At 71.2% G+C, this 23,648-nt stretch carries 21 protein-coding genes; 13 read left to right on the top strand and 8 right to left on the bottom strand.

Annotated features, from left to right (window positions below):
- Nucleotides 1–49: 49 nt before the first annotated feature.
- On the bottom strand, nucleotides 50–547 hold the full coding sequence (locus tag V6U90_RS20565; RefSeq protein ID WP_334438938.1) for an SRPBCC family protein: 498 nt from the start codon (nucleotides 545–547) through the stop codon (nucleotides 50–52).
- Complete coding sequence (locus V6U90_RS20560; protein WP_334438935.1) at nucleotides 544–1,260, bottom strand: DivIVA domain-containing protein; 717 nt, start codon at nucleotides 1,258–1,260, stop codon at nucleotides 544–546. Before V6U90_RS20560 ends, V6U90_RS20565 begins: the two co-directional genes overlap by 4 nt.
- Nucleotides 1,261–1,351: 91 nt before the next feature.
- Between V6U90_RS20560 and folP the strand changes: the two genes are divergently transcribed.
- Nucleotides 1,352–2,221 carry a dihydropteroate synthase gene (gene folP / locus V6U90_RS20555; RefSeq protein WP_334438932.1) on the top strand — a complete coding sequence of 290 codons (870 nt, stop codon included), beginning with the start codon at nucleotides 1,352–1,354 and terminating at the stop codon, nucleotides 2,219–2,221.
- Between the two features lie 46 nt (nucleotides 2,222–2,267).
- Here folP and V6U90_RS20550 read toward each other — a convergent pair whose 3' ends face one another.
- The gene (locus tag V6U90_RS20550) at nucleotides 2,268–2,645 is read right to left on the bottom strand and encodes an NADH-quinone oxidoreductase subunit A (protein WP_334438930.1); all 378 of its coding nucleotides are present in this window, start codon (nucleotides 2,643–2,645) and stop codon (nucleotides 2,268–2,270) included.
- A gap of 188 nt (nucleotides 2,646–2,833) precedes the next feature.
- On the opposite strand from V6U90_RS20550, the gene V6U90_RS20545 reads away from it, so the two are divergent.
- The 3 genes from V6U90_RS20545 to V6U90_RS20535 all read left to right on the top strand — a co-directional run bounded on the left by V6U90_RS20545 (nucleotide 2,834) and on the right by V6U90_RS20535 (nucleotide 7,422).
- Complete coding sequence (locus V6U90_RS20545) at nucleotides 2,834–4,291, top strand: hypothetical protein (RefSeq protein ID WP_334438928.1); 1,458 nt, start codon at nucleotides 2,834–2,836, stop codon at nucleotides 4,289–4,291.
- A 256-nt stretch (nucleotides 4,292–4,547) separates the two neighbouring features.
- The gene (locus tag V6U90_RS20540; protein WP_334438926.1) at nucleotides 4,548–6,395 is read left to right on the top strand and encodes a 2-oxoacid:acceptor oxidoreductase subunit alpha; all 1,848 of its coding nucleotides are present in this window, start codon (nucleotides 4,548–4,550) and stop codon (nucleotides 6,393–6,395) included.
- A complete protein-coding gene (locus V6U90_RS20535) occupies nucleotides 6,388–7,422 on the top strand; it encodes a 2-oxoacid:ferredoxin oxidoreductase subunit beta (protein ID WP_334438925.1) in 1,035 nt (344 codons plus the stop codon). The genes V6U90_RS20540 and V6U90_RS20535 overlap by 8 nt, the downstream gene beginning before the upstream one ends.
- 79 nt (nucleotides 7,423–7,501) lie before the next feature.
- Here the strand turns inward: V6U90_RS20535 and V6U90_RS20530 are convergent, their stop codons facing one another.
- A complete protein-coding gene (locus tag V6U90_RS20530; protein WP_334438923.1) occupies nucleotides 7,502–8,521 on the bottom strand; it encodes a potassium channel family protein in 1,020 nt (339 codons plus the stop codon).
- Between the two features lie 195 nt (nucleotides 8,522–8,716).
- Here V6U90_RS20530 and V6U90_RS20525 point away from each other — a divergent pair, with 195 nt between their 5' ends.
- Nucleotides 8,717–9,259: a helix-turn-helix domain-containing protein gene (locus V6U90_RS20525; protein WP_334439165.1), complete on the top strand. Its 543-nt coding sequence runs from the start codon at nucleotides 8,717–8,719 to the stop codon at nucleotides 9,257–9,259.
- Here V6U90_RS20525 and V6U90_RS20520 read toward each other — a convergent pair.
- On the bottom strand, nucleotides 9,184–12,255 hold the full coding sequence (locus V6U90_RS20520) for a hypothetical protein (RefSeq protein ID WP_334438921.1): 3,072 nt from the start codon (nucleotides 12,253–12,255) through the stop codon (nucleotides 9,184–9,186). The two genes, V6U90_RS20525 and V6U90_RS20520, sit on opposite strands and share 76 nt — an antisense overlap.
- Before the next feature lie 275 nt (nucleotides 12,256–12,530).
- Entirely contained in the window at nucleotides 12,531–15,392 is a 2,862-nt protein-coding gene (locus tag V6U90_RS20515) for an AfsR/SARP family transcriptional regulator (RefSeq protein ID WP_334438920.1), read from the bottom strand.
- Nucleotides 15,393–15,609: 217 nt separating this feature from the next.
- On the opposite strand from V6U90_RS20515, the gene V6U90_RS20510 reads away from it, so the two are divergent.
- The 4 genes from V6U90_RS20510 to V6U90_RS20495 all read left to right on the top strand — a co-directional run bounded on the left by V6U90_RS20510 (nucleotide 15,610) and on the right by V6U90_RS20495 (nucleotide 17,719).
- The gene (locus tag V6U90_RS20510; RefSeq protein WP_334438918.1) at nucleotides 15,610–16,227 is read left to right on the top strand and encodes a ClpP family protease; all 618 of its coding nucleotides are present in this window, start codon (nucleotides 15,610–15,612) and stop codon (nucleotides 16,225–16,227) included.
- Complete coding sequence (locus tag V6U90_RS20505) at nucleotides 16,224–16,418, top strand: hypothetical protein (RefSeq protein ID WP_334438915.1); 195 nt, start codon at nucleotides 16,224–16,226, stop codon at nucleotides 16,416–16,418. Before V6U90_RS20510 ends, V6U90_RS20505 begins: the two co-directional genes overlap by 4 nt.
- 71 nt (nucleotides 16,419–16,489) lie before the next feature.
- The gene (locus V6U90_RS20500; RefSeq protein ID WP_334438912.1) at nucleotides 16,490–17,176 is read left to right on the top strand and encodes a hypothetical protein; all 687 of its coding nucleotides are present in this window, start codon (nucleotides 16,490–16,492) and stop codon (nucleotides 17,174–17,176) included.
- Nucleotides 17,177–17,302: 126 nt separating this feature from the next.
- Nucleotides 17,303–17,719 (top strand): VOC family protein, encoded by a 417-nt coding sequence (locus tag V6U90_RS20495; RefSeq protein WP_334438909.1) that lies wholly within the window; start codon nucleotides 17,303–17,305, stop codon nucleotides 17,717–17,719.
- A gap of 75 nt (nucleotides 17,720–17,794) precedes the next feature.
- On the opposite strand, the gene V6U90_RS20490 is transcribed toward V6U90_RS20495, so the two are convergent.
- Nucleotides 17,795–18,658: an AraC family transcriptional regulator gene (locus tag V6U90_RS20490; RefSeq protein WP_334438906.1), complete on the bottom strand. Its 864-nt coding sequence runs from the start codon at nucleotides 18,656–18,658 to the stop codon at nucleotides 17,795–17,797.
- 298 nt (nucleotides 18,659–18,956) lie between these two features.
- Between V6U90_RS20490 and V6U90_RS20485 the strand changes: the two genes are divergently transcribed.
- Genes V6U90_RS20485 through V6U90_RS20475 form a run of 4 tightly spaced genes read left to right on the top strand, consistent with a single transcriptional unit; the run spans nucleotide 18,957 to nucleotide 21,868 of the window.
- Nucleotides 18,957–20,321, top strand: coding sequence for a glycosyl hydrolase family 18 protein (locus tag V6U90_RS20485; RefSeq protein WP_334438904.1), 1,365 nt, complete (start codon nucleotides 18,957–18,959; stop codon nucleotides 20,319–20,321).
- On the top strand, nucleotides 20,210–20,755 hold the full coding sequence (locus tag V6U90_RS33945; RefSeq protein WP_442933631.1) for a DUF6767 domain-containing protein: 546 nt from the start codon (nucleotides 20,210–20,212) through the stop codon (nucleotides 20,753–20,755). Before V6U90_RS20485 ends, V6U90_RS33945 begins: the two co-directional genes overlap by 112 nt.
- Complete coding sequence (locus V6U90_RS20480; protein ID WP_334438902.1) at nucleotides 20,755–21,192, top strand: universal stress protein; 438 nt, start codon at nucleotides 20,755–20,757, stop codon at nucleotides 21,190–21,192. The genes V6U90_RS33945 and V6U90_RS20480 overlap by 1 nt, the downstream gene beginning before the upstream one ends.
- 55 nt (nucleotides 21,193–21,247) lie before the next feature.
- Nucleotides 21,248–21,868 carry a hypothetical protein gene (locus V6U90_RS20475; protein WP_334438900.1) on the top strand — a complete coding sequence of 207 codons (621 nt, stop codon included), beginning with the start codon at nucleotides 21,248–21,250 and terminating at the stop codon, nucleotides 21,866–21,868.
- Nucleotides 21,869–22,675: 807 nt separating this feature from the next.
- Here V6U90_RS20475 and V6U90_RS20470 read toward each other — a convergent pair.
- Nucleotides 22,676–23,572 (bottom strand): alpha/beta hydrolase, encoded by an 897-nt coding sequence (locus V6U90_RS20470; RefSeq protein ID WP_334438898.1) that lies wholly within the window; start codon nucleotides 23,570–23,572, stop codon nucleotides 22,676–22,678.
- Nucleotides 23,573–23,648 lie beyond the last annotated feature (76 nt).

Genomic DNA, 23,648 nt, shown 5'->3' with positions numbered 1-23,648 from the left:
CACGGTAGGGCAAGTGCCGACGCCCGGACCGGGGCGGGCGTCGGTCGGGTCAGGGCAGCCGACCCTGCTCCACCAGCCGGCCGAACTTCTTCAATGCCTGGGTGAGGCTGAGCTTGGAACCGGGCCAGAGCACCGGCCAGGCCAGTCGGCCGGCGGCCCCGCCGGGGAGGTGGAACCACTCGTGCCAGACCACCTGGGTGCGGTCCCGGTCCATCTGGGTGCAGCGCAGCACGCCTGGACCGCGCAGCAGCCGGCCGCAGTGCACCACGCCGACCTCGTACGGCGGGTCCACCCGGACGACCCGCATCTCGTCCCGCAGCACCGCCGGACCGATCGCGGTGACCGCCTCGATCAGGCTGCCCTCCCCACCGTCGCCCTGCACCACCCGTACCCGGGTGAACGGGACCCAGTCGGACTGCCGCTCCCATGCGGTGAACGCGGCGAAGACCCGCTCCGCCGGCGCGTTGACGATCACGGTCGCGGTGACCTCACCGGAGCCGGGCCGGGAGGCCTCCTGGAACTCGTCGGTGCCGGCGGGGTCGCTCACGCCGACTCCGACCGCACCACGGGATCGGACGGAACCGCTGCGGCGTCGCGCTCCCGGTCGTCGGCGTCGGCCTTCGCCGTCCCGGTCACCTCGATGCGCGGCGCGCCGTCCAGTCCTTCGTCAGCCGATGCCGTGTGCCCGATGCCGTCGGCCGGCGCCGTGTGCCCGATGCCGTCGGCCGGCGCCGTGTGCCCGATGCCGTCGGCCGGCGCCGTGTGCCCGATGCCGTCGGCCGGCGCCGTGTGCCCGATGCCGTCGGCCGGCGCCGTGTGCCCGATGCCGTCGGCCGGCGCCGTGTGCCCGCCACCGTCAACCGGCGCCGCGACAGCGACCGGCATCGCGTCGCGGTGGGCACCGAGTGCCGCCTCGCGGGACCGGCGCAGGTCGTCCGCCTCGGCCGTACGCCCTTCGCGCAACGCGGTGACCTCCGCTTCCAGTACCTCGATCAGCTCGCTCTTGTAGCCGATGTCGTAGGCGGCCCGGCGCAGCACCTGGTCGACCTGGGCCATCCGGTACCCCCGCGGCGCCGTGTCGAAACGGACCCGACCGATGTCGGTCTCCGCAAGGGGGCGGTTCCCGGGCAGCGCTACGGAGCGACCGTCCGGCTCGGTCGGCGCCAGGCCGGGGTCGCTCCCGGTCACCAGTACGGTCACGCCGAACACCACCGCGCCGACGGTCAACGCCACGACAAGTATGAGCAGAAGCTGACCCATAGACAGATCGTGGCACGCGGGGATGCCCGAGGCGACCCCGCCACCCCGGGTCGACTAGCGTCGGTGCGGACGGTGGTGAGGAGGTTCGGGCATGTCGGACACACTTCGGCTGGGTGGGCGCTCCTTCGCCCCGGGCGACCTGGCCGTCATGGCCATCGTCAACCGCACCCCGGACTCGTTCTTCGACCGGGGTGCGACGTTCGGCGCGGACAGCGCGCTCCGGGCGGTCGAACGGGCGGTCGCCGAGGGCGCCGACATCATCGACATCGGCGGGGTCAAGGCCGGTCCGGGCGAGGAGGTGGACGTGGCCGAGGAGATCCGGCGCACGGTGGCCACCATCGCGGCGGTCCGGATGGAGTTCCCGGACGTGGTCATCTCGATCGACACCTGGCGGGCCAAGGTCGCCGTGGAGGCGGTGGCGGCCGGCGCGGACCTGCTCAACGACACCTGGTCCGGGGCGGATCCCGCGCTGGCCCGGGTCGCCGCCGACACCGGTACCGGTCTGGTCTGCTCGCACGCCGGCGGGCTGGCCCCCCGGACCCGTCCGCACCGGGCGGCGTTCGACGACGTGGTGACCGACGTGGTCACGACGGTGACCGGCCTCGCCGAGCGTGCGGTCGGTCTCGGGGTACGCCGGGACGGCATCCTGATCGACCCGGCGCACGACTTCGGCAAGAACACCCGGCACTCGCTGGAGATCACCCGCCGGCTGGACGAGCTGACCGCGACGGGCTGGCCGGTGCTGGTCGCCCTCTCCAACAAGGACTTCATCGGCGAGACCCTCGACCTCGGCGTGGACGAGCGGTTGGAGGGGACGCTGGCGGCGACGGCGGTCTCGGCCTGGCTGGGTGCCCGGGTCTTCCGCGCCCACCAGGTCCGGCAGACCCGGCGGGTGCTGGACATGGTGGCGTCGGTCCGGGGCGACCGCCCGCCCGCGCTGACCCGGCGGGGCCTGGCCTGACCGGGCCGCAGCCCGGACCGGCGTCGGCCCGCCGGCCGTCGGGTGGTCAGCTCCAGCGCAGAATGTTGCGACGCCAGGCGTAGAGGATGCCGACCGCGAGCACCGCGACGAAGATGCCCATCTCGGCGACGGTGACCAGCCCGAAGCCGGGCCGGTCGAAGACCACCGCCCACGGGAAGAGGAAGACCGCCTCGACGGCGAAGAGCACGTAGAGGTAGGCGTAGACGTAGTAGCGGATCTGCATCTGGGCCCAGTCGGTGCCGACCGGGTCGAGACCGCACTCGTAGGCCGCCCGTTTGCCGGGCGGATCCGCCGGACTGGCCGGGCGGAGCAGACGGTTCGCGCCGAAGGCGCCGAGGAAGACGAGTGCGCTCGCGAGCAACAGCAACCCGAGCGTGGCGTACGACCCGAGGTATCCGCTCACGGCTGACCAGCCTACCCGGCGGCAGCGGCGGACGCGCCCACCCGACGTTCGGTGATCATGTCGTTACGCTTCACACAAGTTACGGTTTTGTTTCCGAGAGGGACTAGTGCCGGAAAGCAACGATCCCGGAGAGTGAATCAGCCGATCAGCCGGTTGTGGAAATGGCGCAATCACTCTCCGGAGGACAGATGGTACGTGTCGTGGTCCGGGCAGCCGACCGGCGTGCCTCCCGTACCTCTCGTACCGCCCTCCTGCTGGTCGCCTCGGCACTGGTGGCGGCCCTGACGGCCACCGCCGCCGCCCCGGCCGCTGCGCTCGGGGTACCGGCCGCCACCCGGCACGTGGCGGCCACCGCGCTGCTGACGCCCGACCCGGTGACCGACCCTGCGGGTGATCCGCCGGTCGACCCCGGCGGCAACCCGGCGGACCAGCCACCACCGGTCGACCCGCCACCCGGCCCGGAGCCGACCGTCCCGCCACCCACGGAGACCCCCACCGATCCCGCGACCACGCCACCGGCCACGCCGACGGACAGCCCGACCCCGGAGGTACCGGCCACCGGTGAACCCACGCCGCCGCTGCCGGCGCCCTCGTCCGCCGCGCCGCTGCCCGGACAGTCCGCAACAGCGCCCCGACCGGACCGGTCCCACCTCGGGGTCTACGTGACCACCAGCGACGTCACGCTCGCCCCGTCGTACTGGAACAGCGGCGACTCGCGGGCGGACCTGCGGGTCACCGTCACCAACACCGGCCGGACGACCGAGTCGGTGCGGCTGGCGTACACCCTGCCGGCCGGGGTGACCGACGCCGGCACGGACGGCTGCTCGTCCCAGGACGGCCACCGCTACCGGTGCGGCGCCTGGGCCGCCGTCGCCGGTGCCCGGTTCAGCATGCGGATCCGGGTACGCGTTGACGGCGACGCCTGGCGGCGGATGCCGCTCAACGGCTCGGTGCAGGTGACCGCCACCGCACCCGGACAGTCCGGCCAGGTCAGCGACAGCCAGGGCTTCGCGGTGCTCTTCCCGCCCGGGCCACCGGTGCCCGGGATGACCCTCGACGCCGACGAGGTGAGCTTCGACATCACCGGCGCGAGCAGCGTCCTGGACGTCGAGCTGGGCAACACCGGCGCGGTGGACGCGACCGGCGCGGTCGAGGTCGTCCTCCCGCCCGGGGTGACGGTGGACGGGTCACCCGCCGGCTGCGCGCCGGCCGGTACCGACCGGACCCGCTGCGCGGTGGGTACGGTCACCGCCGGCCGGCACGCCCACCTGCGGTTACCGGTCAGCGCGACGCCCCGGGCCCAGCGCAGCGCCCCGCTGGCCGGGGCGGTGATCGGGCTGCTGACCCCCCGGGCCGGCGCGCAAAAGCGGATGCAGATGAGCTTCCGGATCGTCGCCGCGGCGGCCGCACCGGCCCTGGTGGCCTCGCCCGCGCCGACCGGGTCGCATGGGGTGCTGCCGGGGGCGGTCGCGACGGCCGGTGACGACGGGCTGAGCGGTGCGCAGCAGACCGCGATCGCCCTGATCGTGGTCTCGGTCCTGCTCGTCGTGCTGGCACTGGTCCTGGCGACCACCTCGCTGCGCCGCCGTTCGCTCGGCGACCCGCCGGTCGAGGTGCGGCCCGGTCCCACTCCGGCGACCGACTGACGCCGGGCCACCTTCCTCGATCAACTATCAGGTCGGTGACCGCCGTTCAGTCCCGGATCCGGTGATCTGGATTACGGCACCCGCTCAGAATCGGGGCAAAACTGGATAAGAACTGTCATCTACCTGTCCCAAACTCGCAACCTCCGGGCCGGTAGGGGTAGCGGTTGGACGTAGGCTCTGAGATGAAAAGCAGAGTGGGCCGGACCTTCCCTGGGGCGACCCGCCCGGCCGGCCGGCGCTCAAGGAGGGTGCAGCTGTGACCAAGCAGGTCCGCCAACTGGATCGGGTGGTCATCCGGTTCGCCGGTGACTCCGGTGACGGTATGCAGCTCACCGGCGACCGGTTCACCTCGGAGACCGCGCAGCTGGGCAACGACATCTCGACGCTGCCCAACTTCCCGGCCGAGATCCGGGCTCCCGCCGGTACGCTGCCCGGCGTCTCCAGCTTCCAGGTGCATTTCGCCGACTACGACATCCTCACCCCGGGCGACTCGCCCAACGTGCTGGTCGCGATGAACCCGGCCGCGCTCAAGGCCAACCTGGCCGACCTGCCCCGGGGCGCGGACATCATCGTCAACACCGACGAGTTCACCAAGCGCAACCTGGCCAAGGTCGGCTACCAGGTGAACCCGCTGGAGGACGGTTCGCTCGACGGGTACGCCCTGCACCCGGTCGCGCTGACCTCCATGACGGTGGGCGCGCTGGCCGAGCAAGACGTGTCCAAGAAGGACGCCGAGCGGGCGAAGAACATGTTCGCCCTCGGCCTGCTCTCCTGGATGTACTCCCGGCCGTACGAGTCGACCCTGCGGTTCCTGGAGCGCAAGTTCGCCACCCGTCCGGAGCTGGTCGCGGCGAACATCGCGGCCTTCAAGGCCGGCTGGAACTTCGGCGAGACCACCGAGGACTTCTCGGTCCGCTACGAGGTGAAGCCGGCGAAGATGCAGCCGGGCACCTACCGCAACATCACCGGTAACGCGGCGCTCTCCCTCGGCCTGGTGGCCGCCGGGGTCCGTGCCAAGCTGCCGGTCTTCCTCGGCGCCTACCCGATCACCCCGGCCTCGGACATCCTGCACGAGCTGAGCAAGCACAAGCGGTTCGGCATCACCACCATGCAGGCCGAGGACGAGATCGCCGCGATCGGTGCCGCCCTCGGCGCGTCGTACGGCGGCGCGCTCGGCGTCACCACCACCAGTGGCCCCGGTGTGGCTCTCAAGGGCGAGACCATCTCGCTGGCCGTGGCGCTGGAGCTGCCGCTGGTGATCGTGGACGTGCAGCGGGCCGGGCCGTCGACCGGTATGCCGACGAAGACCGAACAGGCCGACCTGAACATGGCCCTGTTCGGCCGGCACGGCGAGGCGCCGGTCGCGGTGATCGCGCCGCGCTCCCCCGCGGACTGCTTCCACGCGGCCATCGAGGCGGCCCGGATCGCGCTGACCTACCGCACTCCGGTGATCCTGCTGTCCGACAACTACGTCGCCAACGGCTCCGAGCCGTGGCTGCTGCCCGATGTGAACAGCCTGCCCGACCTTCGGGTGGAGTTCGCCACCACGCCGAACAGCGAGGACGGTTCGGCCTTCCTGCCGTACCTGCGCGACCCGGAGACGCTGGCCCGGCCGTGGGCCATTCCCGGCACCCCGGGTCTGGAGCACCGGATCGGCGGTCTGGAGAAGGCCGACAAGACCGGTGACATCTCGTACGACCCGGCGAACCACGACTTCATGGTCCGGACCCGGGCGGCCCGGATCGAGACCATCCCGGTGCCGGACATCGAGGTCGAGGACCCGGACTCCGACGCCCGGGTGCTGGTGCTCGGCTGGGGTTCGACGTACGGACCGATCGGGGCGGCCTGCCGGCAGCTCCGCCAGCGCGGGCTCTCCATCGCCCAGGCCCACCTGCGGCACCTCGCGCCGATGCCGGCCAACCTCGGTACGGTGCTCGCCGCCTACGACCGGGTGGTGATCCCGGAGATGAACCTCGGCCAGCTCGCCCACATCATCCGGGCCCGCTACCTGGTCGACGCGATCGGCTACAACCAGGTCCGCGGCCTGCCGTTCACGGCCAACGAGCTGGAGACCATGCTGGAAGAGGTCCTGAAGAATGTCTGAGCCCGTCGCCGTCAAGCTCACCACCAAGGACTTCAAGTCCGACCAGGAGGTGCGCTGGTGCCCCGGCTGCGGGGACTACGCGATCCTCGCCGCCGTGCAGTCGTTCATGCCGGAGCTGGGCATCCCCCGGGAGCGGATCGTCTTCGTCTCCGGGATCGGCTGCTCGTCGCGCTTCCCGTACTACATGAACACGTACGGCATGCACTCGATCCACGGTCGGGCGCCGGCGATCGCCACCGGCCTGTCGGTGTCCCGGCCGGACCTGTCGGTGTGGGTGGTCACCGGTGACGGCGACGCGCTCTCCATCGGCGGCAACCACCTGATCCACGCGCTGCGGCGGAACGTCAACCTCAAGATCCTGCTGTTCAACAACCGGATCTACGGCCTGACCAAGGGGCAGTACTCGCCCACCTCCGAGGTCGGCAAGGTCACCAAGTCGACCCCGGTCGGCTCGCCCGACGCGCCGTTCAACCCGCTGTCGCTGGCGCTCGGCGCCGAGGCGACCTTCGTGGCCCGGACGATCGACTCCGACCGCAAGCACCTCCAGTCGGTGCTGCGGGCCGCCGCCGAGCACGAGGGGTCGGCGTTCGTGGAGATCTACCAGAACTGCAACATCTTCAACGACGGGGCGTTCGACCAGCTCAAGGAGCCGGCCACCCGGGACGACTTCCTGATCCGGCTGGAGCACGGCCAGCCGATCACCTTCGGTGCCGAGGGCCGGTTCTGCGTGGTGCACCCACCGGGCGGGTTCGGCCTGGAGGTGCGGGAGACCGCGTCGGTACGCCCCGAGGAGATCGTCGTCCACGACGCCACCGTCGCCGACCCGGCGTACGCCTTCGCGTTGAGCCGGCTGCCCGGCCTGGACCTGCGGAACACCCCGATCGGCGTGCTCCGCAACGTCGACCGCCCGTCCTACGACAGCGTGGTACAGGCGCAGGTCAGCGCGGCCCAGGCCAAGGTCACCGACAGTCCGGAGCAGCAGCTCGCCGGCCTGCTCACCTCCGGCGACACCTGGACGATCCTCTAACCCGACGCTGAGGGGGTGGGTCCGCACCCACCCCCTTCGCCGTAACGCGGTACTGCCGCCGCCGGAGCTGACGTCCTGTTCAGGCGACCACGTTCGCGTTGGCCTGCGGCCGGTCGTCCCGGACGTGCACCAGCATGTCGCCGGTCTCGATGACCGCGCCGGCCTGGTCGGAGAGGGTGACCACCCGGCCCCGCCGGACCAGCGCGATCACCAGGGCGTCCAGCTCCCGGGGGGACCGGCCCACCTCGTCGCGTTCGGCCGACCGCATCGCCAGCGCCATACCCTGGCCGGGGGTGAGCAGGTCCTCCACCACGTCGATCAGCGGCGGCGCCGAGGTGGAGAGGCCGAGCAGCCGGCCGGCGGTCGCCGAGGAGACGATCACGTGGTGCGCGCCGCTCTGCTTGAGCAGCGGGGCGTTTTCTGCCTCGCGCACTGCGGAGATGATCCGCACCTGGCCGGCGGTGAGCTGCCGGACCGTCAGCGTGACCAGCACCGACGCGTCGTCGCTGTCGGTCGCGATGATCACCGCCTTGGCGCTGCGGACGTGGGCCTCCTGGAGCACCGACGAGCGGGTCGCCGAGCCCTCGATCGCCACCAGCCCGGCCGAGGTGGCCTGCCGGACGGCGGTCGCGCTGCGCTCGACCACCACGATCTTCTGCTTGTCGAAGCCGTTCTCCAGCAGGGCTGAGATCGCACTACGGCCCTTGGTGCCGTAGCCGCAGATGATGACGTGATCCTTCACGGTCCTCCTCCACCGCGACAGGCGACGGCCGGTCCGGTACTGCTCGGTCAGGACTTCCAGGGTGGTACCGACCAGGATGATCAGGAACAGCACCCGGGCGGGGGTGACGAAGAAGACGTTGACCATCCGGGCCGAGTTGGACGCCGGGGTGATGTCCCCGTAGCCGGTGGTGGAGAGGGACACGACCGCGTAGTAGGCGCAGTCGAGGAGGGTGAGACCGTCCTCGTTGACGTCGCGGTAGCCCGCGCGGTCCAGGTAGACCACGCCGACGACCGCGAGCACCAGACCGATCGCCGCCATCAGGCGCAGGCTCAGCGCGCTCAACGGGCCGCGGCTCACCGCGGGGAAATGGATCACTGCCGGTTTTGCTCCGCTCCTGCGCCCACCTGCACGTGCACAACATAGCCGGTACCCCGTTACCCGCCCGGCCGGGTCACCATGCGGGTTCGCCCTACCGGGTCGCGCGCCGGGTCGCCGGGCCACGGTCCCCGTGCCGGGGAATCACCCGGCATGATGGGGAGCGGGGTCGAGGGTGTGGAGAGTGAGGGCCGGATGTCACTGCTGCGTCGGGTGATCGGTGGAGTGCTCCGACGGGTACGCCTGCGGCAGGGCCGGACCCTGCGGGACGTCGCCGAGGCGGCCGGGGTGTCCGTGCCGTACCTGTCGGAGGTCGAACGGGGTCGCAAGGAGGCCTCCTCGGAGGTGCTCGCGGCGGTCTGCCGGGCCCTCGGCATGCACCTGTCCGACCTGCTGGAGGAGGCCCGCGACGACCTGCGTCGCATGGAGCCCCGGATCCCCGCCGCGCCGCGTGTCCCGGCCACCTCGGGTACCCCGGTCCCCCGTGCGCGCATCCACCGGCAGCCCCGGTGTGCGGCGCGGGTGTTCCCGTGCCGCACCCGCCCTGACCGGAACGGGTCCGGCCGGAGCGCCATCGGGGGCGCCCCGGCCGGGGTTCAGCTCACGTCATGGTCGGCGACCGGTCAGCCCACCCACCTGGTCGGGGGCGGGCTGACCGTCGGTCAACCGCGGACCGATGCGTCGATCATGGTCAAGCTACTGATCACGGCTTCGACCTCGGGCATCCCCTCGGTGTAGTCGCCGTTGGCGATCCGCACCGACGCGGCCTCGTACCGGTCGGTCAGCAGGCCGTGCCGGCTCTTCGCCTTCGCCACGATGCAGTTGCCGACCGGGTCCCACGTCTCCTCCGAGCCGCCGGCCACACAGTCGGTCAGGTGCCGCTGCCCGGCGAGCGGGTCGAAGGCGCCGTTACCGGCCGTGCACGGTGCGCCCCGGCTGGGCGCGTTGCAGTTCGCGTACGCCTGGAGGGCGGTCGCGAAGGTGTCCTTGATGATGCTGCCGTCGCTGTCGTCGGCGACGATCCGGTTGGCACCGAAGAGCACCGCGCGGAGCAGGTCGTCCTGCATCAGGGTCCGGCCGAAGCCGAGCTGCGTGTACGCCTTGAGCAGCTTCGCCGTCCTGGTCAGCTCGGCGTTGCTCCGGTAGATGTCGGACGCCTCGTTGTTCAGGTCGTCGTACACCTGGGCGTAGTACGCCGCCCGCCGGCCGGCCACGAAGTTGGTCATCCGGGTCCGGACGTCCGTGTTGACCTGCTCGTTGCCGGAGTAGTAGGCGCCGGACTCGAACATCGGCTTGTAGACCGCGTCCCAGTTGTCGAGGTAGTCCTCGATGCCGTAGCAGAAGACGGTCTCGCCCGACTCCTTGTACTCCCGGCAGGTCTCGCCCAGCGGGGTGGTGAGGGTCCGCACCTGGTAGTCACGCACCTCGGTACCCCACTGCACGCGCAGCCGCATCTGCACCCGCAGATCCGCCTTGGTGATGTTGAACTTCGTGGTGAAGCTGCGCCGGATGTTGACCATGGTGGCGTCCTGGCAGAGGAACACCTTCGGCTTGTCCGGGTGGGCGTACTGGGCGAAGGCGAACACGTTCGGCGCCGAGGTCAGCGCGATGTTGTTCGGCCGGCTCAGCGGCATCCCCGTACCGTTGCACGCCGGCACGACGGCCGGGTCGGTGAGCTTCCCGGCGTCCGGCATTGCCTGGTCGATCGGGCCGAAGAGGTTGTACTCCTTGTCGTCGCTGTACTTCTTGCGCACGGCGGTGAGCTTGAGCCGCAGGTCACCGACCGCGTTCAGGTAGTCCGCGGTCAGACCGGTGAACAGCACGTTGGTCCGCTTGCCGTCGGTACCCGGCGTCGTCTTCGGCTTGCTCAGCGCCCGGTTCACGGTCAGGATGTCCTGCCCGGTGGAGATGATCCGGGCGGTCTCGGTCGCCGAGACCTGCTTGGCGTAGTCCGGGTTCTGCAGGGCCAGCACCCCGTAACCACGGGCGGCGAAGGACCAGGTGGCCGGGTTGGGCTTGGTCAGCGTGCTGCTGGTGGGCAGCCCGTACCGGTTGCCGGCGTACCACTCCAGGTAGCCGAGCGCGCCGTTGGGCTCCCAGGTGTTCAGCGCCTGCACCGGGTCGGTGGTGCTCCACCCGGTGCTCGGGCCGGTCAGCGGGGCCCGGGTGGCCAGCATCGTCGCGGTGGTACGGAGGATCCCCTCCGGCTCGGTGTAGCGGTCCCCGCCGCCGTTGTAGCTGGGGATCGGCTGGCCGTACCGGGCCTCGTAGTCGATGTACTTGTTCATCATCAGGTTGGTGTCGTAGAGGATGTCCTCCTGCTGCCCCTTGATGATCTCGGCGCCCCACATGTCCAGCCGGGGCATCAGCCGCAGCAGTTGCGTCTCCAGGTTCGCCAGCTGGGCGTTCGTCGCGTTCTGCAACTGCATCATCTCGTCGAACCTGGTGACCATGTCGCCGTACAGGTTGGTCAGGCCCTGTTCCAACCGGTCGAACCGGCTGTGCATGTTGGTGTGCAGCGTGGCGATGTCCTGCCGGATCTTGGCCAGCTCGTCGAGCATCACCTGCTCCGGGGACGGCACCCCGGAGAAGAGCGGCAGCACCGCGGTGATGGCGCCCAGCACGTTCCCGGTCAGGGTGAGGGTGCTCATCGAGAAGATGGCCTCCCCGAGACCCAGCCCGGCCACCGCCGGAATGAAGTTGTTGATCGCGGTGGCGACCTGCACCGCCGCCTTGCCGACCCCGGCGGCGATCTGGCCGGCCCGGGGGTTGGCGAACCCGAGCAGGGTGGCGAGGATCTCGATGGCGGTCGCCGCGCCGTCGATGATCTGCTGCCGCTCGGCCGCGAGGTTCCGCTGGTTCTGCTGCTCCGCCAGGGTCGGGCGGGGCCCGCTCGGCGACACCGGGTACTTCGCGTCCAGTTCCTTCATCAGCGCCAGCGTGGCGTCGTTCTGGGCGCTGATCAGTTCGAGCTTGGCGGCGAGCTGCTCCTGGCCCTCCTGGAGGTACCCGGTGCTGTTGGTGAGCTGGTCCATCAGCGCCTGCACGTTGACGTTCGTGGCGATCACCGGGTCGGCCAGCAACTGGTCGGTGGTCGCGTTGGCGCTGATGTTCATACCGGCGCCGATCGCACCGTCCCAGGCCTGCCGGAACGCGCTGTCGATGGTGCCCCGCTGGTTGACCCTGCTCCAGATCAGGTCCTGGATGGCGTAGAGCTGGCTGAACGCGGTGTACTGGAACTTGCTTCCCGCCACGTAGTCGGCCGACATCGCCCAGGTCTTGATGTCCTTGCCGATGGTCGACTCCAGCAGGTCCCGGATGATCGGGGCGGCCTGCGCGGCGGCCGGGTGCAGCGTGGTCAGGTTGATCAGCTTCATGGCGTAGTCGAAGGCCGGCCGCTCCAGGTCCTGGGCGGTCAGGTTCGAGTCGAACCAGCTCCGCATGGACGCCATCCGCTGGTGCAGCTGTTCGGTCGTAGCGTACGGGTTCTTCTCCCGGTACCCGACGAGGTCGGCGCTGAGCATCATGTCCCGCAGCCCGTTCGGGCCGGGATTCTTCAGCCGGGCGTACGAGGTGAAGAGGCGGTTCTGTAGCTCCTGGTTGTTGACCTCGACCGCGCCGGCCGCCCGGACCGGCTGGGCCAGGGTCAGCGAGACGACCACGGCGGTCGCCACGGCGACCACCCGGGCGAACAGGGATCGGCGGCGGTGGTTTCTATATCGGATCTCGGGCACGGTTGTTCCTGGCACAGGTGTTCCCCCCACAGTGATGGACGGGAACGAGTGTCAGGCCCGTCGATGGGGGTCGGATGGGATCCGGGCTCGCCACGGTCCCACTGGATTCCCATCGGCCTGTGCTACCGGCCGGGCCGTCGACCGGATCGTCAACCGGGTCGGCTCGGTCATCCGGCGGACGGGACGGACCGTCCGGCGGGTCCACGGTACCCGGGAGGTCGGGCCGGGCGATACCCCCGGGCCGGGCCGGAAGGCGACCCCGCGCGGCCGGGCCGTCAGTCGGCAGGCCGGGCGGCCGGGCCACCCGGCCAGGGAGCGTGTGCGCGAAGCAGGGCGTTCACCCCGTCCCGGGACAGCTGCGAACCCCGCTGCCGGGCCCCGGCCCACTGGTCGCCGGTGAGGGCGTCCCGGACCACTGCCAGATGCCGGGGTGCGTCCACCGGGTCCATCATGTCCGGCACGAAGCCGTACCGGGATCCGTGCCGCTCGACCGCCGCGAGCAGGGCCGCGCCGTCCAGCGGCCGGCCCAGCCCGGCCAGCGCCGCGGCGCCCGTGTGCACGATGATCAGCCACGAGGTGACGTCGCTGTCACGCTCCAGCAGGTCGAGTACGGACAATCCGGCGGCCAGCGCACCGGCCGGATCGGCCAGGTCGAGCGCCACCTTCATCGCCAACCAGGACGACGAGACCTCGACGAACCCGTGCCCGCAGCGCCGCGCGACCTGCACCGACTCCGCCAGATCGACCCGCGCCCGGTCGACCTGGCCGGCAATCCGGCGCAGCATCCCCAACGCCGACAGGGCCTCCGCCTCGATCGCCGGTTCCCCTGCGTCCCGGGCCAGCGCCACCGCCGACCCGGCATCCTGGATGGCGTCCGGGATGGCGGTCGCGCCGGCCACCGCTTCGAAGAGCGCCCGGTACGCCAGGGCCAGCGTCCCGGTGACGGTGTCCCCCGCCTCGCGGGCGGCCTCGACCGCCTCGCGCATCGACCGCCCGGCGGTCGCCGGGTCACCGGCCAGGTACGCCAGTCCGCCCAGCCCGAGCAGGGCCCGCGCCCGTACCCCCGGTTCGGCGTCGGGGGCAGCCGCCATCGCCGCCCGCAACCAGCCGGTCCCCTCGACGATCTGCCCGGTCCGGTACCAGTACATGGCGAGGGCACCGCCCAGCCGCAGCGCGTACCGGCCGTCCCCGGCCGCCAGGGCCGAGGTGAACGCCGCCCGGATCTCGGCCTGCCGCTGCGCCAGGCCGGCCAGCGCCACCCCCGATCCCGGGCCACGGACCTGCCGCTCGGCGTCCTCCGCGTACCGCAGCACCCAGTCCCGGTGGGCTGCCCGGGCGGCGGCCAGTTCCGCCGGTTCCAACCGGGACCACGCGTACTGCCGCAGGGTCTCCAGCATCCGGAAGCGGCGCGGGTTGGTGCGCGGCTCCACCATCACCAGCGACTTGCGGACCAGCGCCGCAACCGGTGCCAGCGCCTGCCCGCCGACGACGGCCTCGGCCGCCGGCAGGTCGAACCCGCTGGCGAAGACGCTCAACCACCGGAAGGCCCGCTGCTGCGGGGCGTCGAGCAGGTGGTAGCTCCAGTCCACCGCGTCCACCAGGCTGCGGTGCCGGTCCGGCACACCGGTCGGGCCGTCGGCCAGCAACGCCAACCGGTCGTCCAGTCCACCGGCGATCTGGTCCACGGACAGCACCTGGCAGTGCGCCGCCGCCAGTTCGATGGCCAGCGGCAGCCGATCCAGTTCGGCGCAGATGGTGCGGATCTTCTTCTGGTCGTCCGGCCCGGGCGCCCAGTCGGGCGCGACCGCCGCCGCCCGCTGGTCGAACAGCTCCGCCGCCTGCTCACCGGAGAGCACCGGTACCTCGAACACCGTCTCGCCCGCCACCCGCAGCGGTTCGCGGCTGGTCGCCAGCACCCGCAACCCGCCGCACCGGGCCAGCAGCGCGGCGACCGCCGTCGCCACCGGGGCCACCAGGTGTTCACAGTTGTCGAGTACCAGTAGCAGCTCACGCGGACCGAGCACCGCCGCGAGCTGGTCCAGCGTCGCGACCGCCGGTAGGCCCAGCGCCGCCCCGACGGTCTCCACCAGCAGCTCCGGTGCGCCGAGGCCGGCCAGTTCCACCAGCCACGGACCGTCCCGGTCCGGCCAGCCACGGGCCACCTGAAGGGCCAGCGTGGTCTTGCCGACCCCACCCGGTCCGGTCAACGTCACCAGCCGGTGCTGCCCCAGCATCCGGTCCACCGCAGCCCGTTCGCCCGGCCGGTCCAGCAACCGGGTGACCGCGAACGGAACGTTCCGGGTACGCTCCGCCGTCGCCGTCGCCGTCGCCGACGCCGAACCGGTCACCGTGGCCGTCCCGCCCGGGCCGGCCAGACCCGGATCCTGCCGCAGCACCGCAGTCTCCAGTTGCCGCAACGCCGGCCCCGGGTCGAGACCCAGTTCGTCGGCAAACACCGCCCGGGCGGTACGCAGCGCGTCCAGCGCCTCGCGCTGCCGGCCGGCCCGGTAGAGGGCGAGGGCGTACAGCTCCTGGCCGCGTTCCCGGAACGGGTACCCGGCGACGTGCCCGGCCAGGTCACCGACCACCGCGACGTGCTCACCGAGGGCGAGCAGGGCGGCGTACCGCTCCTCGACGGCGTCCAGCCGGAGACCGGTCAGCCGGGTCACGTCGGGCTGCACGAACGCGTACCCGGTGAACTCCGCGTACGGCTCGCCGCGCCACAGGGCCAACGCCTCATCGAGCCGACGGAGCGCGCCGGCCGGGTCGTCCTGCCGCATCGACCGGGCGCCGAGAGCCACCAGCCCGGCGAACCGCTCCGTGTCCACATTGTCCGCGCCCAGCCGCAGCACGTACCCGGGGCCCTGGCGGGCCAGCAGTTCCCCGGTCGGACCGGCGCTCCGCCCCGGATCCAGCGCCCGCCGGAGCTGCTTGATGTAACCGTACAAAGTGGTCAGTGCGGGCGTCTTCGCATCCGCCCAGACCAGGTCGATGATCCGCTCGGCCGGGACCATCCGCTGGCGGGCGAGCAGCAGTGCCGCCAGCACGGCACGCTGGCGGGTGCCCCCGAGGTCGACCGGTTGCCCGCCGACCGTCGCCACCATGGGCCCGAGCACCCCGACCCGCACGTCCGCCACGTTCCGCCACCTCCCGCCTGCCGGGCACGATGCTACGGACGACCCACGCTCGGGACGATGGCCGGTACGGCCCGTCCCGGCCCCCGGTCGCTTCTGCTGTCGGCAGATCTGCCGGGGGGAGAATCGCTGGGCCACCGGGTACCGGCCCCCGCACGCTGGACGGGCCGGTCACCGGGCGGTGTCTCCGCCCGCTGGCCATCGGAAAGGCGGGACAGTCATGAGCATCGTGTGGGCACGGGCGGCCACCGAGCCCGGCGCGGCCTTCGGTGACCAGGTCTTCGAGCGCCTACTGCGGGAACGGATCATCTTCCTCGGTACCGAGGTGACCGACGCTTCGGCCAACATCATCTGCGCGCAGCTCCTGCTGCTCGCGGCCGCCGATCCGGAACGGGACATCCATCTCTACATCAACTCCCCCGGTGGATCGGTCACCGCCGGGCTGGCCGTCTACGACACCATGCGGTACGTCGAAAACGACGTGGCCACCGTCGCGATGGGATTCGCCGGGTCGATGGGGCAGTTCCTGCTCTGTGCCGGCACCCCCGGCAAGCGGTTCGCCCTGCCGCACTCGCGGGTCATGATGCACCAGATCTCCGGCGGCATCGGCGGTACGACCGCCGACATCAAGATCCAGGCCGAGAACATGCTCCACATGAAGCGAACCATCCAGGATCGGATCGCGTTCCACACCGGACGGACGCCCGAGGAGATCGCCCGCGACTCCGACCGGGACCGGTGGTTCACCCCGGAGCAGGCCCGCGAGTACGGCCTGATCGACCATGTCATCACGCACGCCGCGCAGCTGGCCGGCCCGGGCCAGCCGGCCCGGCCGTGACGACGGTGCCAGGGGTGGCCGGCCGGACCGGGGTGACCTGGTTCCTGGGTACCCTCCGGGGCAGCGTCGCCGGTACCCCGTTCCAGGTGCGGATGCGCTACACCCGCACCTGGAACCGGAACGGAAAACACGGCTGGCGGATCGTCGCCGCGCACGCCAGCGAGGTGCCGGCCACCGCCGGTGTTCCCTAGGGGAGTCCCGGACGGGACGTTCCGGGATTTCACCGGTCGTGCCCGCCGCCGGCCGGTGGAAGCATCGACGCATGGCTGCTTCGCGGGGGGTACGACGGTGGCGTCAGCTGACCGTCTGGTTACATGTCGTCACCTCGGTCGGCTGGATGGCGCAGGCGCTGACCATCTGCGTGCTGCTGACCACCAGCCTCACCGCGGACGACCGGGCCGTGGCGGTCAGCAACACGGCCTCGGCCGAACTGCTCGACATGCGGCTGCTGGCACCGATGGCGAACGCGTCGGCGTTCACCGGCTTCATGCTGGCCGCCGCCACGCCCTGGGGGTTCTTCCGGCACTGGTGGGTACTGACCAAGTTCGCGATCACCCTGGTGCAGCTCTACCTCGGCATCTTCGTGCTCTCCGACGCGCTGCACGAGTCGGCGGCAGCCGCGGTGGCCGGTACCACCGGCCCGACCCGGGCGATGGTGGTCGGTTCCGCCTGCATGGCCGGTGCCATCGCCTTCCAGGCCTGGCTGTCGGTGACGAAGCCCTGGTCGACCACCCGTTGGACGGCCAACCGGGGGCGCGGCGGGGCACCCCGGACCGCGCCGGTCTGGGTCTTCGTCGCCACGGTCTGCGGCGGACTGCTCGACTTCGCCGTCGCCTGGCTGCTCGGGCACCCCGCCCCGCTGCTCTCCCTGACCATCCTCGGTACCTGGCTGGTGCTGCGCTGGCGCGCCGAGCGGCGGGAGTCCCGGCCGGAGCCGGTCGCCGCCTGACGCGCACCCCGCAGGTCCGACGGCGGACCGTCGCACCGGATTACCGGCGGGTCCTCCGGATGCCGGACGTCACCTCCCGGAAGCACTGGAAGAGTGGCGGTGACATCCGAGCGGAGGAGAACCATCGTGGACTGGAAACTCGAACTCGTCGTCGTACCGGTCTCGGACGTGGACCGGGCGAAGGCGTTCTACACCGAACAACTCGGCTTCCGGCTGGACGTCGACCACCGGGTCGGCGACAGCTTCCGGGTCGTGCAGCTGACCCCACCCGGATCGGCCTGCTCCATCACGATCGGCGTCAACGTCGGTGCCGGGGAACCGGGCACCACCAAGGGACTGCACCTGGTGGTCGACGACATCCGGGCCGCGCTGGTGCACCTCGACGGGGTGGGGGTGGCCAACAGCGGTATCCAGCACTTCGAGGACGGCAACATGGTGGCCGGACCCGACCCGGAGGACCGGGACTACGGCTCGTTCATCTTCTTCGACGACCCGGACGGCAACAGTTGGGCGGTCCAGCAGGTCCGGCAGAGCGGACGGTGAGCCGGGTCGGACCCGACTGGCGGATCAGGCCGGCTGCCCCGCCCCGCCGGGTCACCCACTCAGCCGGCCACCCGCTCAGCCGGTCACCCGCTCGACCGGGATCCACAGCTCGGCGTCCGCCTGGCTGCCATCGTCGGACAACCGGGTACGGGAGATCTGCGGTCCCGGCCGGCTGCGGTACGGGTTGGACGGAAACCACTGGGTGAACACGTCCCGCCAGAGGTACTGGAGAGCCTGCGGGAACTGCCCCGAGCTCTCGAAGACCGCCCACGTCCCGGCCGGTACGGCCAGCACGTCCAGGTCGTCCGGGGCAGCGCTGGTCACCACCGCGTGCCAGTAGTCGAGTTCGGTACCCTCCGCCCGGCTGCCGGCGAGGTTGTCGCTGGCGTTGACGATCCCCTGCGGCTCCTGGTCGGAGAGGGCCTCGATCCGCCGGACGACCTCCTTGTCGACGCTCTTCACGAACTCGACGATTGCCGGGTTCATCCCCTCATGCACCAGCGGGACGCGGGCCCTCCGGCCGGCCAGCTGGAAGCTGTCCTTCTCCACGATCCGGTATCGCATGCTGTTGCTCCCTTCGACGATGAGGCGGAAGGAGAGCTGCGGCTGCGAGCGCAGCGCGGCACCCGTACGCCGGGCCTCGCCGGGGCCGACGCCGTGCACGGCGCGGAACGCCCGGGCGAAGGCCTCCCCCGATCCGTAGCCGTAGCGCACCGCGACGTCGAGCAGCGTCTCCTCACCGGCGAGCACCTCGGCACCCGCCACGGTGAGCCGGCGGCGGCGGATGTACTCGGACAGCGGGATCCCGGCCAGCGCGGAGAACAGTCGCCGGAAGTGGTACTCCGACGTCACCGCGATCCGCGCCAGCTCGGTCACCTCGATCCGCTGGTCGAGGTGCCGCTCGATGTACTCCATCGCCTGGTTGAGCCGCTCCAGCATCCGGCTCTCCTTTCCCTACCGGTCACCCACGCTAGGCAGCGGCCGGCACCCGAACCCGACATCCTGTGCCCGGCCCGGTCGGTCCGCCGCCCGGCCTGCCCGGTCGGACCTCCTTCGCTCCGCCCGATCGGACCTCCGTTCGCTCCGCCCGGTCGGACCTCCTTCGCTCCGTCCGGTCGGCCCTCGGCCGGGGCCGGCACACATAGAGGGAGTTACATTTAACAAAGTTAACTGATACGCTCGCCGGCACCTGCCCACCGACGGCGGGGTACGTATCACATCGACGAGGTGGGGTGCTGTGAGACTACGACGCGAACTCTTTGCCCTGGCGGTCGGCGCGACGGTCGCCACCGTGGTCAACTTCGTCCCGGCGCCGGACAGCCTCGCCGCGACCACCGACGGCACCCCGGTGACGGCAGCCACCGCGTGCTCGGCACCGACCTGGACCGAGGGCACCACCTACTCGGCCGGCAGCCGGGTCACCTACCGGAGCCGGACGTACGAGGCCCTGGTGACCCACACCGCGGTACCGGGCGCCGGCTGGAACCCGGTGTCCGCCCCCTCGCTGTGGCGAGACCTCGGACCCTGCGACGGCGGCACCCCGTCACCGACGCCAACGTCGTCCCCCACCCCCACCGTCTCCCCGACACCGTCGCCCACCCCGACCACCACGCCGTCGCCGACCCCGACCGGCACCTCCGGACCGGGCACCTGCGCGGTCAAGTCCCGGCCGACCGGCAAGGTGCTCCACGGGTACTGGGAGAACTGGAACGGCGCAGCCAACGGGGTGCACCCGCCGCTCGGCTGGATCCCGATCACCGACCCGCGTATCCCCGCCCACGGCTACAACGTCATCAACGCGGCCTTCCCGGTGATCCGCTCCGACGGGACGGTGCTGTGGGAGGACGGCATGGACGCGACGGTACGGGTACCCACCCCGGCCGAGATGTGCCAGGCCAAGGCGGCCGGACTGACCATCCTGCTGTCCATCGGCGGCGCCACCGCCGGCATCGACCTCAGCTCGGCCGCCGTCGCCGACCGGTTCGTCGCCACCGTGGTACCGATCCTCAAGCGGTACAACTTCGACGGGATCGACATCGACATCGAGACCGGCCTGACCGGCAGCGGCAACATCAACCAACTCTCCACGTCGCAGGCGAACCTGATCCGCATCATCGACGGTGTCCTCGCCCAGATGCCGGCCAACTTCGGGCTCACCATGGCGCCCGAGACGGCGTACGTCACCGGCGGCAGCGTGACCTACGGCTCGATCTGGGGCGCGTACCTGCCGATCATCAAGAAGTACGCGGACAACGGCCGGCTCTGGTGGCTGAACATGCAGTACTACAACGGCAGCATGTACGGCTGCTCCGGTGACTCCTACGCTGCCGGCACGGTCCAGGGCTTCACCGCGCAGACCAACTGCCTCAACGCCGGGCTGGTCATCCAGGGCGTCACCATCCGGGTGCCGTACGACAAGCAGGTCCCCGGACTGCCGGCCCAGGTGGGGGCCGGGGGCGGGTACCTGTCACCGAGCCAGGTGGCCCAGGCGTGGAACACGTACCAGGGCGGCTTGAAGGGCCTGATGACCTGGTCGATCAACTGGGACGGCTCGAAGGGGTGGACGTTCGGGGACAACGTCAGAGCGCTCCAGTCCCGCTGACCCCGGCAGTCCGACCGCGCCGCCGCAGCCGCCGGGCCTACGCCGCCCGTGGCCCGGCCCACGTCGCGCCGTTGGAATGGTGCCATCCGGCGTCCGACCTCGCGTCGCCCCGAACCGGAGTATCCCGGCGCAGATCCAGGTTCGCTCCGTCACAGGCGGTACCAGCGCAGGGCCCGTGGCGTGGGGACTTTCGCCTCTGCCCGTCCCGGCGAGGGGCGGGTGATGCTCGAAGGGTGGGTGATCGTTCGTCGCAGCGGCCGGAGCCGCGCTGTCCGGTCCGGCCGGGTGAGCTGTGCACGTTGTGCCAGCCGAGCGTGTCCGGGCCGCAGGACTGCGGTCTGGTGTGGCTGGTGATGGGTGACCCCGACCTGAGGGCGGGCGTGGCTGGTTACGGCCGCCGGGAGACGGGTGCAGCGGAGAGGGAGTGGTTGTGATGGCGGGCATCGGCGGTACGGGCCGGATCGTGGTGGGGGTGGACGGGTCGCCCGCGTCGAAGGATGCCCTGCGGTGGGCGGCGCGGCAGGCGGCGGTGGCCGGTGGCACGGTCGAGGCGGTGATGGCGTGGGAGTATCCGACCTACTACGGGTGGGGTCAGGTCCCTGACGTCGACTTCGAGGGCGGCGCCCGGGCGACGTTGACGGAGGCGGTCGACGACGCTCTGGGCGGAGACCGCACCATCGACGTCGATCAGGTGGTCGTGGCGGGTAACGCCGCACAGGTGCTGATCGACGCGGCGAAGGACGCGGTGCTGTTGGTGGTGGGTAGCCGCGGGCACGGAGGGTTCACCGGTGCGCTGCTCGGCTCGATCAGCCAGCACTGCACCCAGCATGCCACCTGCCCGGTCGTCGTCATCCGCCACGCCACCGCCTGAACCGGTGCCGGCCATGCCATCGCCGGCTGGCCCGCGGGGCCCGGCGCATGTGGACGTGTACTGGCTTCCGCTGGGCGTCGGCGAGCGGACCGGGTTGGTCCGCCGTAGCGGCAAGGTCTTCGAATGGGTCTCGGCCCGTCGTGCGCGCCGGCCGGCCCGCGACCTGTACCACTCCGCTTTGCAGGTGCTGTGCGACGGCGAACGGTTCGTGGTCGAAATGACGCCGGTGTGGCGCCAACCCGCACCGGAGCGTGGCGTGGTGGGTGAGGGTCCGGTCGGGGCGGCGTGGCTGGGTCGGTCCCGACTGTTCCGGTACGAGGTCCGGTGCTGGCGCCACGGTGTCCTGCCGGACGTCGAGTACGCGGTGGCCAGCCCACAACGGCTCAGCACCGACCCGGCGACGGCTCGTCACCTGCTGGACCTCGTTCCCGCCTTTCCACGCCGGGTCTGGGGACGCGACGAGCAGCAGGCCGGGGAGATGTGGAACTCCAACTCGCTGACCGCCTGGTTGCTGGCCCGCACCGGCCATGACCCCGACACGATCCGGCTACCACCGGACGGCCGGGCGCCGGGTTGGGCGGCGGGCTGGACCGTCGCCCGCCGCTCAACCCTGATGCCAACGGAGGAGACCCCCTGCTGGCAGCGGGACGAGAGGATGCGGCAGGCGGTCCGCTGATGCGAAGGCTTGTTGATCGTGCCATTGCTGGTGCTCGACGCGCTGCTCGACAGACTGGCTGCCACGCCCCTCTTGTAAAACGGTCTGGAACGCGGTGGGCCCGTCCAGCAGACCGGCGCACCGAGCGGACCATCCCCGCCCTGGCCTTCGTACCGGCGGTGTTCCTCGGCATCCCCGCAGCCCTTCTGATCCTCCACAACCTGCACGCCCTCGACGGCCGCCGGCAGCGGTGAACGCGCCGGTCGGGAGGGCTACAGCCGATGGCCCGATGTACCCGTGGACGGACGCCGGCCGTGGAGGTCGACCCGTTCCAGAACATCGCCCACGCCATCGCCGGGCACCTGGTGGGCCGACACCCTGTTCATGCCCGGGATGGCCGCCGTCGGCATCGCGCTGACCGCCCACATCGGACCATGGGTCGCAGCCGGATCGGGTGCCGTGATCATGATGCTGATCTGGCTGGCCGAGTTCCCTCTCGCGAGACGGGGAATGTGTTCCGGGGGAACCTGCTCGACCGACCGCCGCCGACGACCCCTCCGGGTCGACCAACCCGATCGCCGACTACCGCCTCATCTACGCCGTCGTCCTGATCGTCCTCGCCCTGACCTACGCCGGCCACACCTGAGTCGCCGGCCGGATCCGGGCTCGCCTCCCCTTCGTCCAGCGCAACCGGTGGATGATCTGACCTGCCTCCAGGCGCGGAGACGCCGGCAACGGATCGCTCGCCGACGAGAACCGGTCGGAGTGACAAACGCCGCCCGGCCCTGCGGTTTCGCAGGGCCGGGCGGTCGTCCGAATGGGCCGAGGTTACGGGGCGACGTGGGTCGCCGCCCAGGAGAGCATGCTGAGGAAGGTGAACGGCGCGGTGTAGTGGAGGTTCAGGTTGTGGCCGGTCTCCGGGACGATGATCAGGTCGAAGTCGGAGGCGTTGGCGTAGTAGGGCGCCTCGGCCTGCTGCACGGCCGCATAGTCGGTGCAGTCCAGGGCATCCACCGCGCAGTACATGTTGTCCTTGGCGCCGATCACGCTGAGCACCGGCACGGTAATGTCCACCGATGCCGAGTTTTGCACCGATGCGGTGAGCATCTCCATGACCGCGACCTGCGGGCCGACCGTCAGGGGTTGGCGGTTGTCGGCGTCGACGGCGAGGACCTGCGGGTCGACCGTAGGCAGGTAGCAGAACGCCGCCTGCCGGGCCGGTGGATTGATCGCCAGGTAGCCCGCGTCCAGGTTGAGCGGTGCGAACTTCGGGTCCTGCGATGCCGGAATCACATCGGCCAGGACCAGGTTGGTGGCGGCGGCGCTGAGCGGACGGACCGCACCGGTGGCGATGAACGCGTCGACGTCGCCGTAGGTCGAGATCCCCTGCCAGGCCGTAACGCTGCCCATGGAGTGGCCGACCCAGATCACCTTCTGGAAGGCGACCGGGCCGATGTTGCCGGCCCGCAGCTTGGTGATCACATCGTGCAGCGCCTTCGCGGTCGCGGCCATGGTGATCTGGCTGCTGTGCGGTTTCGAACTCTCACCCACCCCCACGCTGTCCACACTGAACGTGGCGTACCCGGCGGCGTTCGCGTACTCCCGGTAGGAGTACAGGCCGGGCTGGTAGGGGAAGTCCCAGTATGTCCGGCCGTAGGTACCACCGTGCACCAGCAACTGCACGGTCTTCGGTGTGCCGAACTTCGGCAGGCACAGGTCGCCCACGATGGTCTGGTCCTCAGAGGGCGGTTACGGAGATTGTGTCCCTTTCGGGGCCAAAGCAAACATGCCGGGCTCGTTT

Origin of the sequence: Micromonospora sp. CPCC 206060 (assembly GCF_036906895.1) — a bacterium.
Lineage (GTDB): Bacteria > Actinomycetota > Actinomycetes > Mycobacteriales > Micromonosporaceae > Micromonospora.
Note: the sequence above shows the minus strand (reverse complement) of the source record. Positions and strands in the feature narration are given on the sequence as shown.

Excerpts from the sequence above, each read along its gene's own strand:
- V6U90_RS20560 (WP_334438935.1), bottom strand. The coding sequence starts at position 1,260 with ATGGGTCAGCTTCTGCTCATACTTGTCGTGGCGTTGACCGTCGGCGCG.
- folP (WP_334438932.1), top strand. The coding sequence starts at position 1,352 with ATGTCGGACACACTTCGGCTGGGTGGGCGCTCCTTCGCCCCGGGCGAC.
- V6U90_RS20545 (WP_334438928.1), top strand. The coding sequence starts at position 2,834 with ATGGTACGTGTCGTGGTCCGGGCAGCCGACCGGCGTGCCTCCCGTACC.
- V6U90_RS20535 (WP_334438925.1), top strand. The coding sequence starts at position 6,388 with ATGTCTGAGCCCGTCGCCGTCAAGCTCACCACCAAGGACTTCAAGTCC.
- V6U90_RS20525 (WP_334439165.1), top strand. The coding sequence starts at position 8,717 with ATGTCACTGCTGCGTCGGGTGATCGGTGGAGTGCTCCGACGGGTACGC.
- V6U90_RS20510 (WP_334438918.1), top strand. The coding sequence starts at position 15,610 with ATGAGCATCGTGTGGGCACGGGCGGCCACCGAGCCCGGCGCGGCCTTC.
- V6U90_RS20500 (WP_334438912.1), top strand. The coding sequence starts at position 16,490 with ATGGCTGCTTCGCGGGGGGTACGACGGTGGCGTCAGCTGACCGTCTGG.
- V6U90_RS20490 (WP_334438906.1), bottom strand. The coding sequence starts at position 18,658 with ATGCTGGAGCGGCTCAACCAGGCGATGGAGTACATCGAGCGGCACCTC.
- V6U90_RS20480 (WP_334438902.1), top strand. The coding sequence starts at position 20,755 with ATGGCGGGCATCGGCGGTACGGGCCGGATCGTGGTGGGGGTGGACGGG.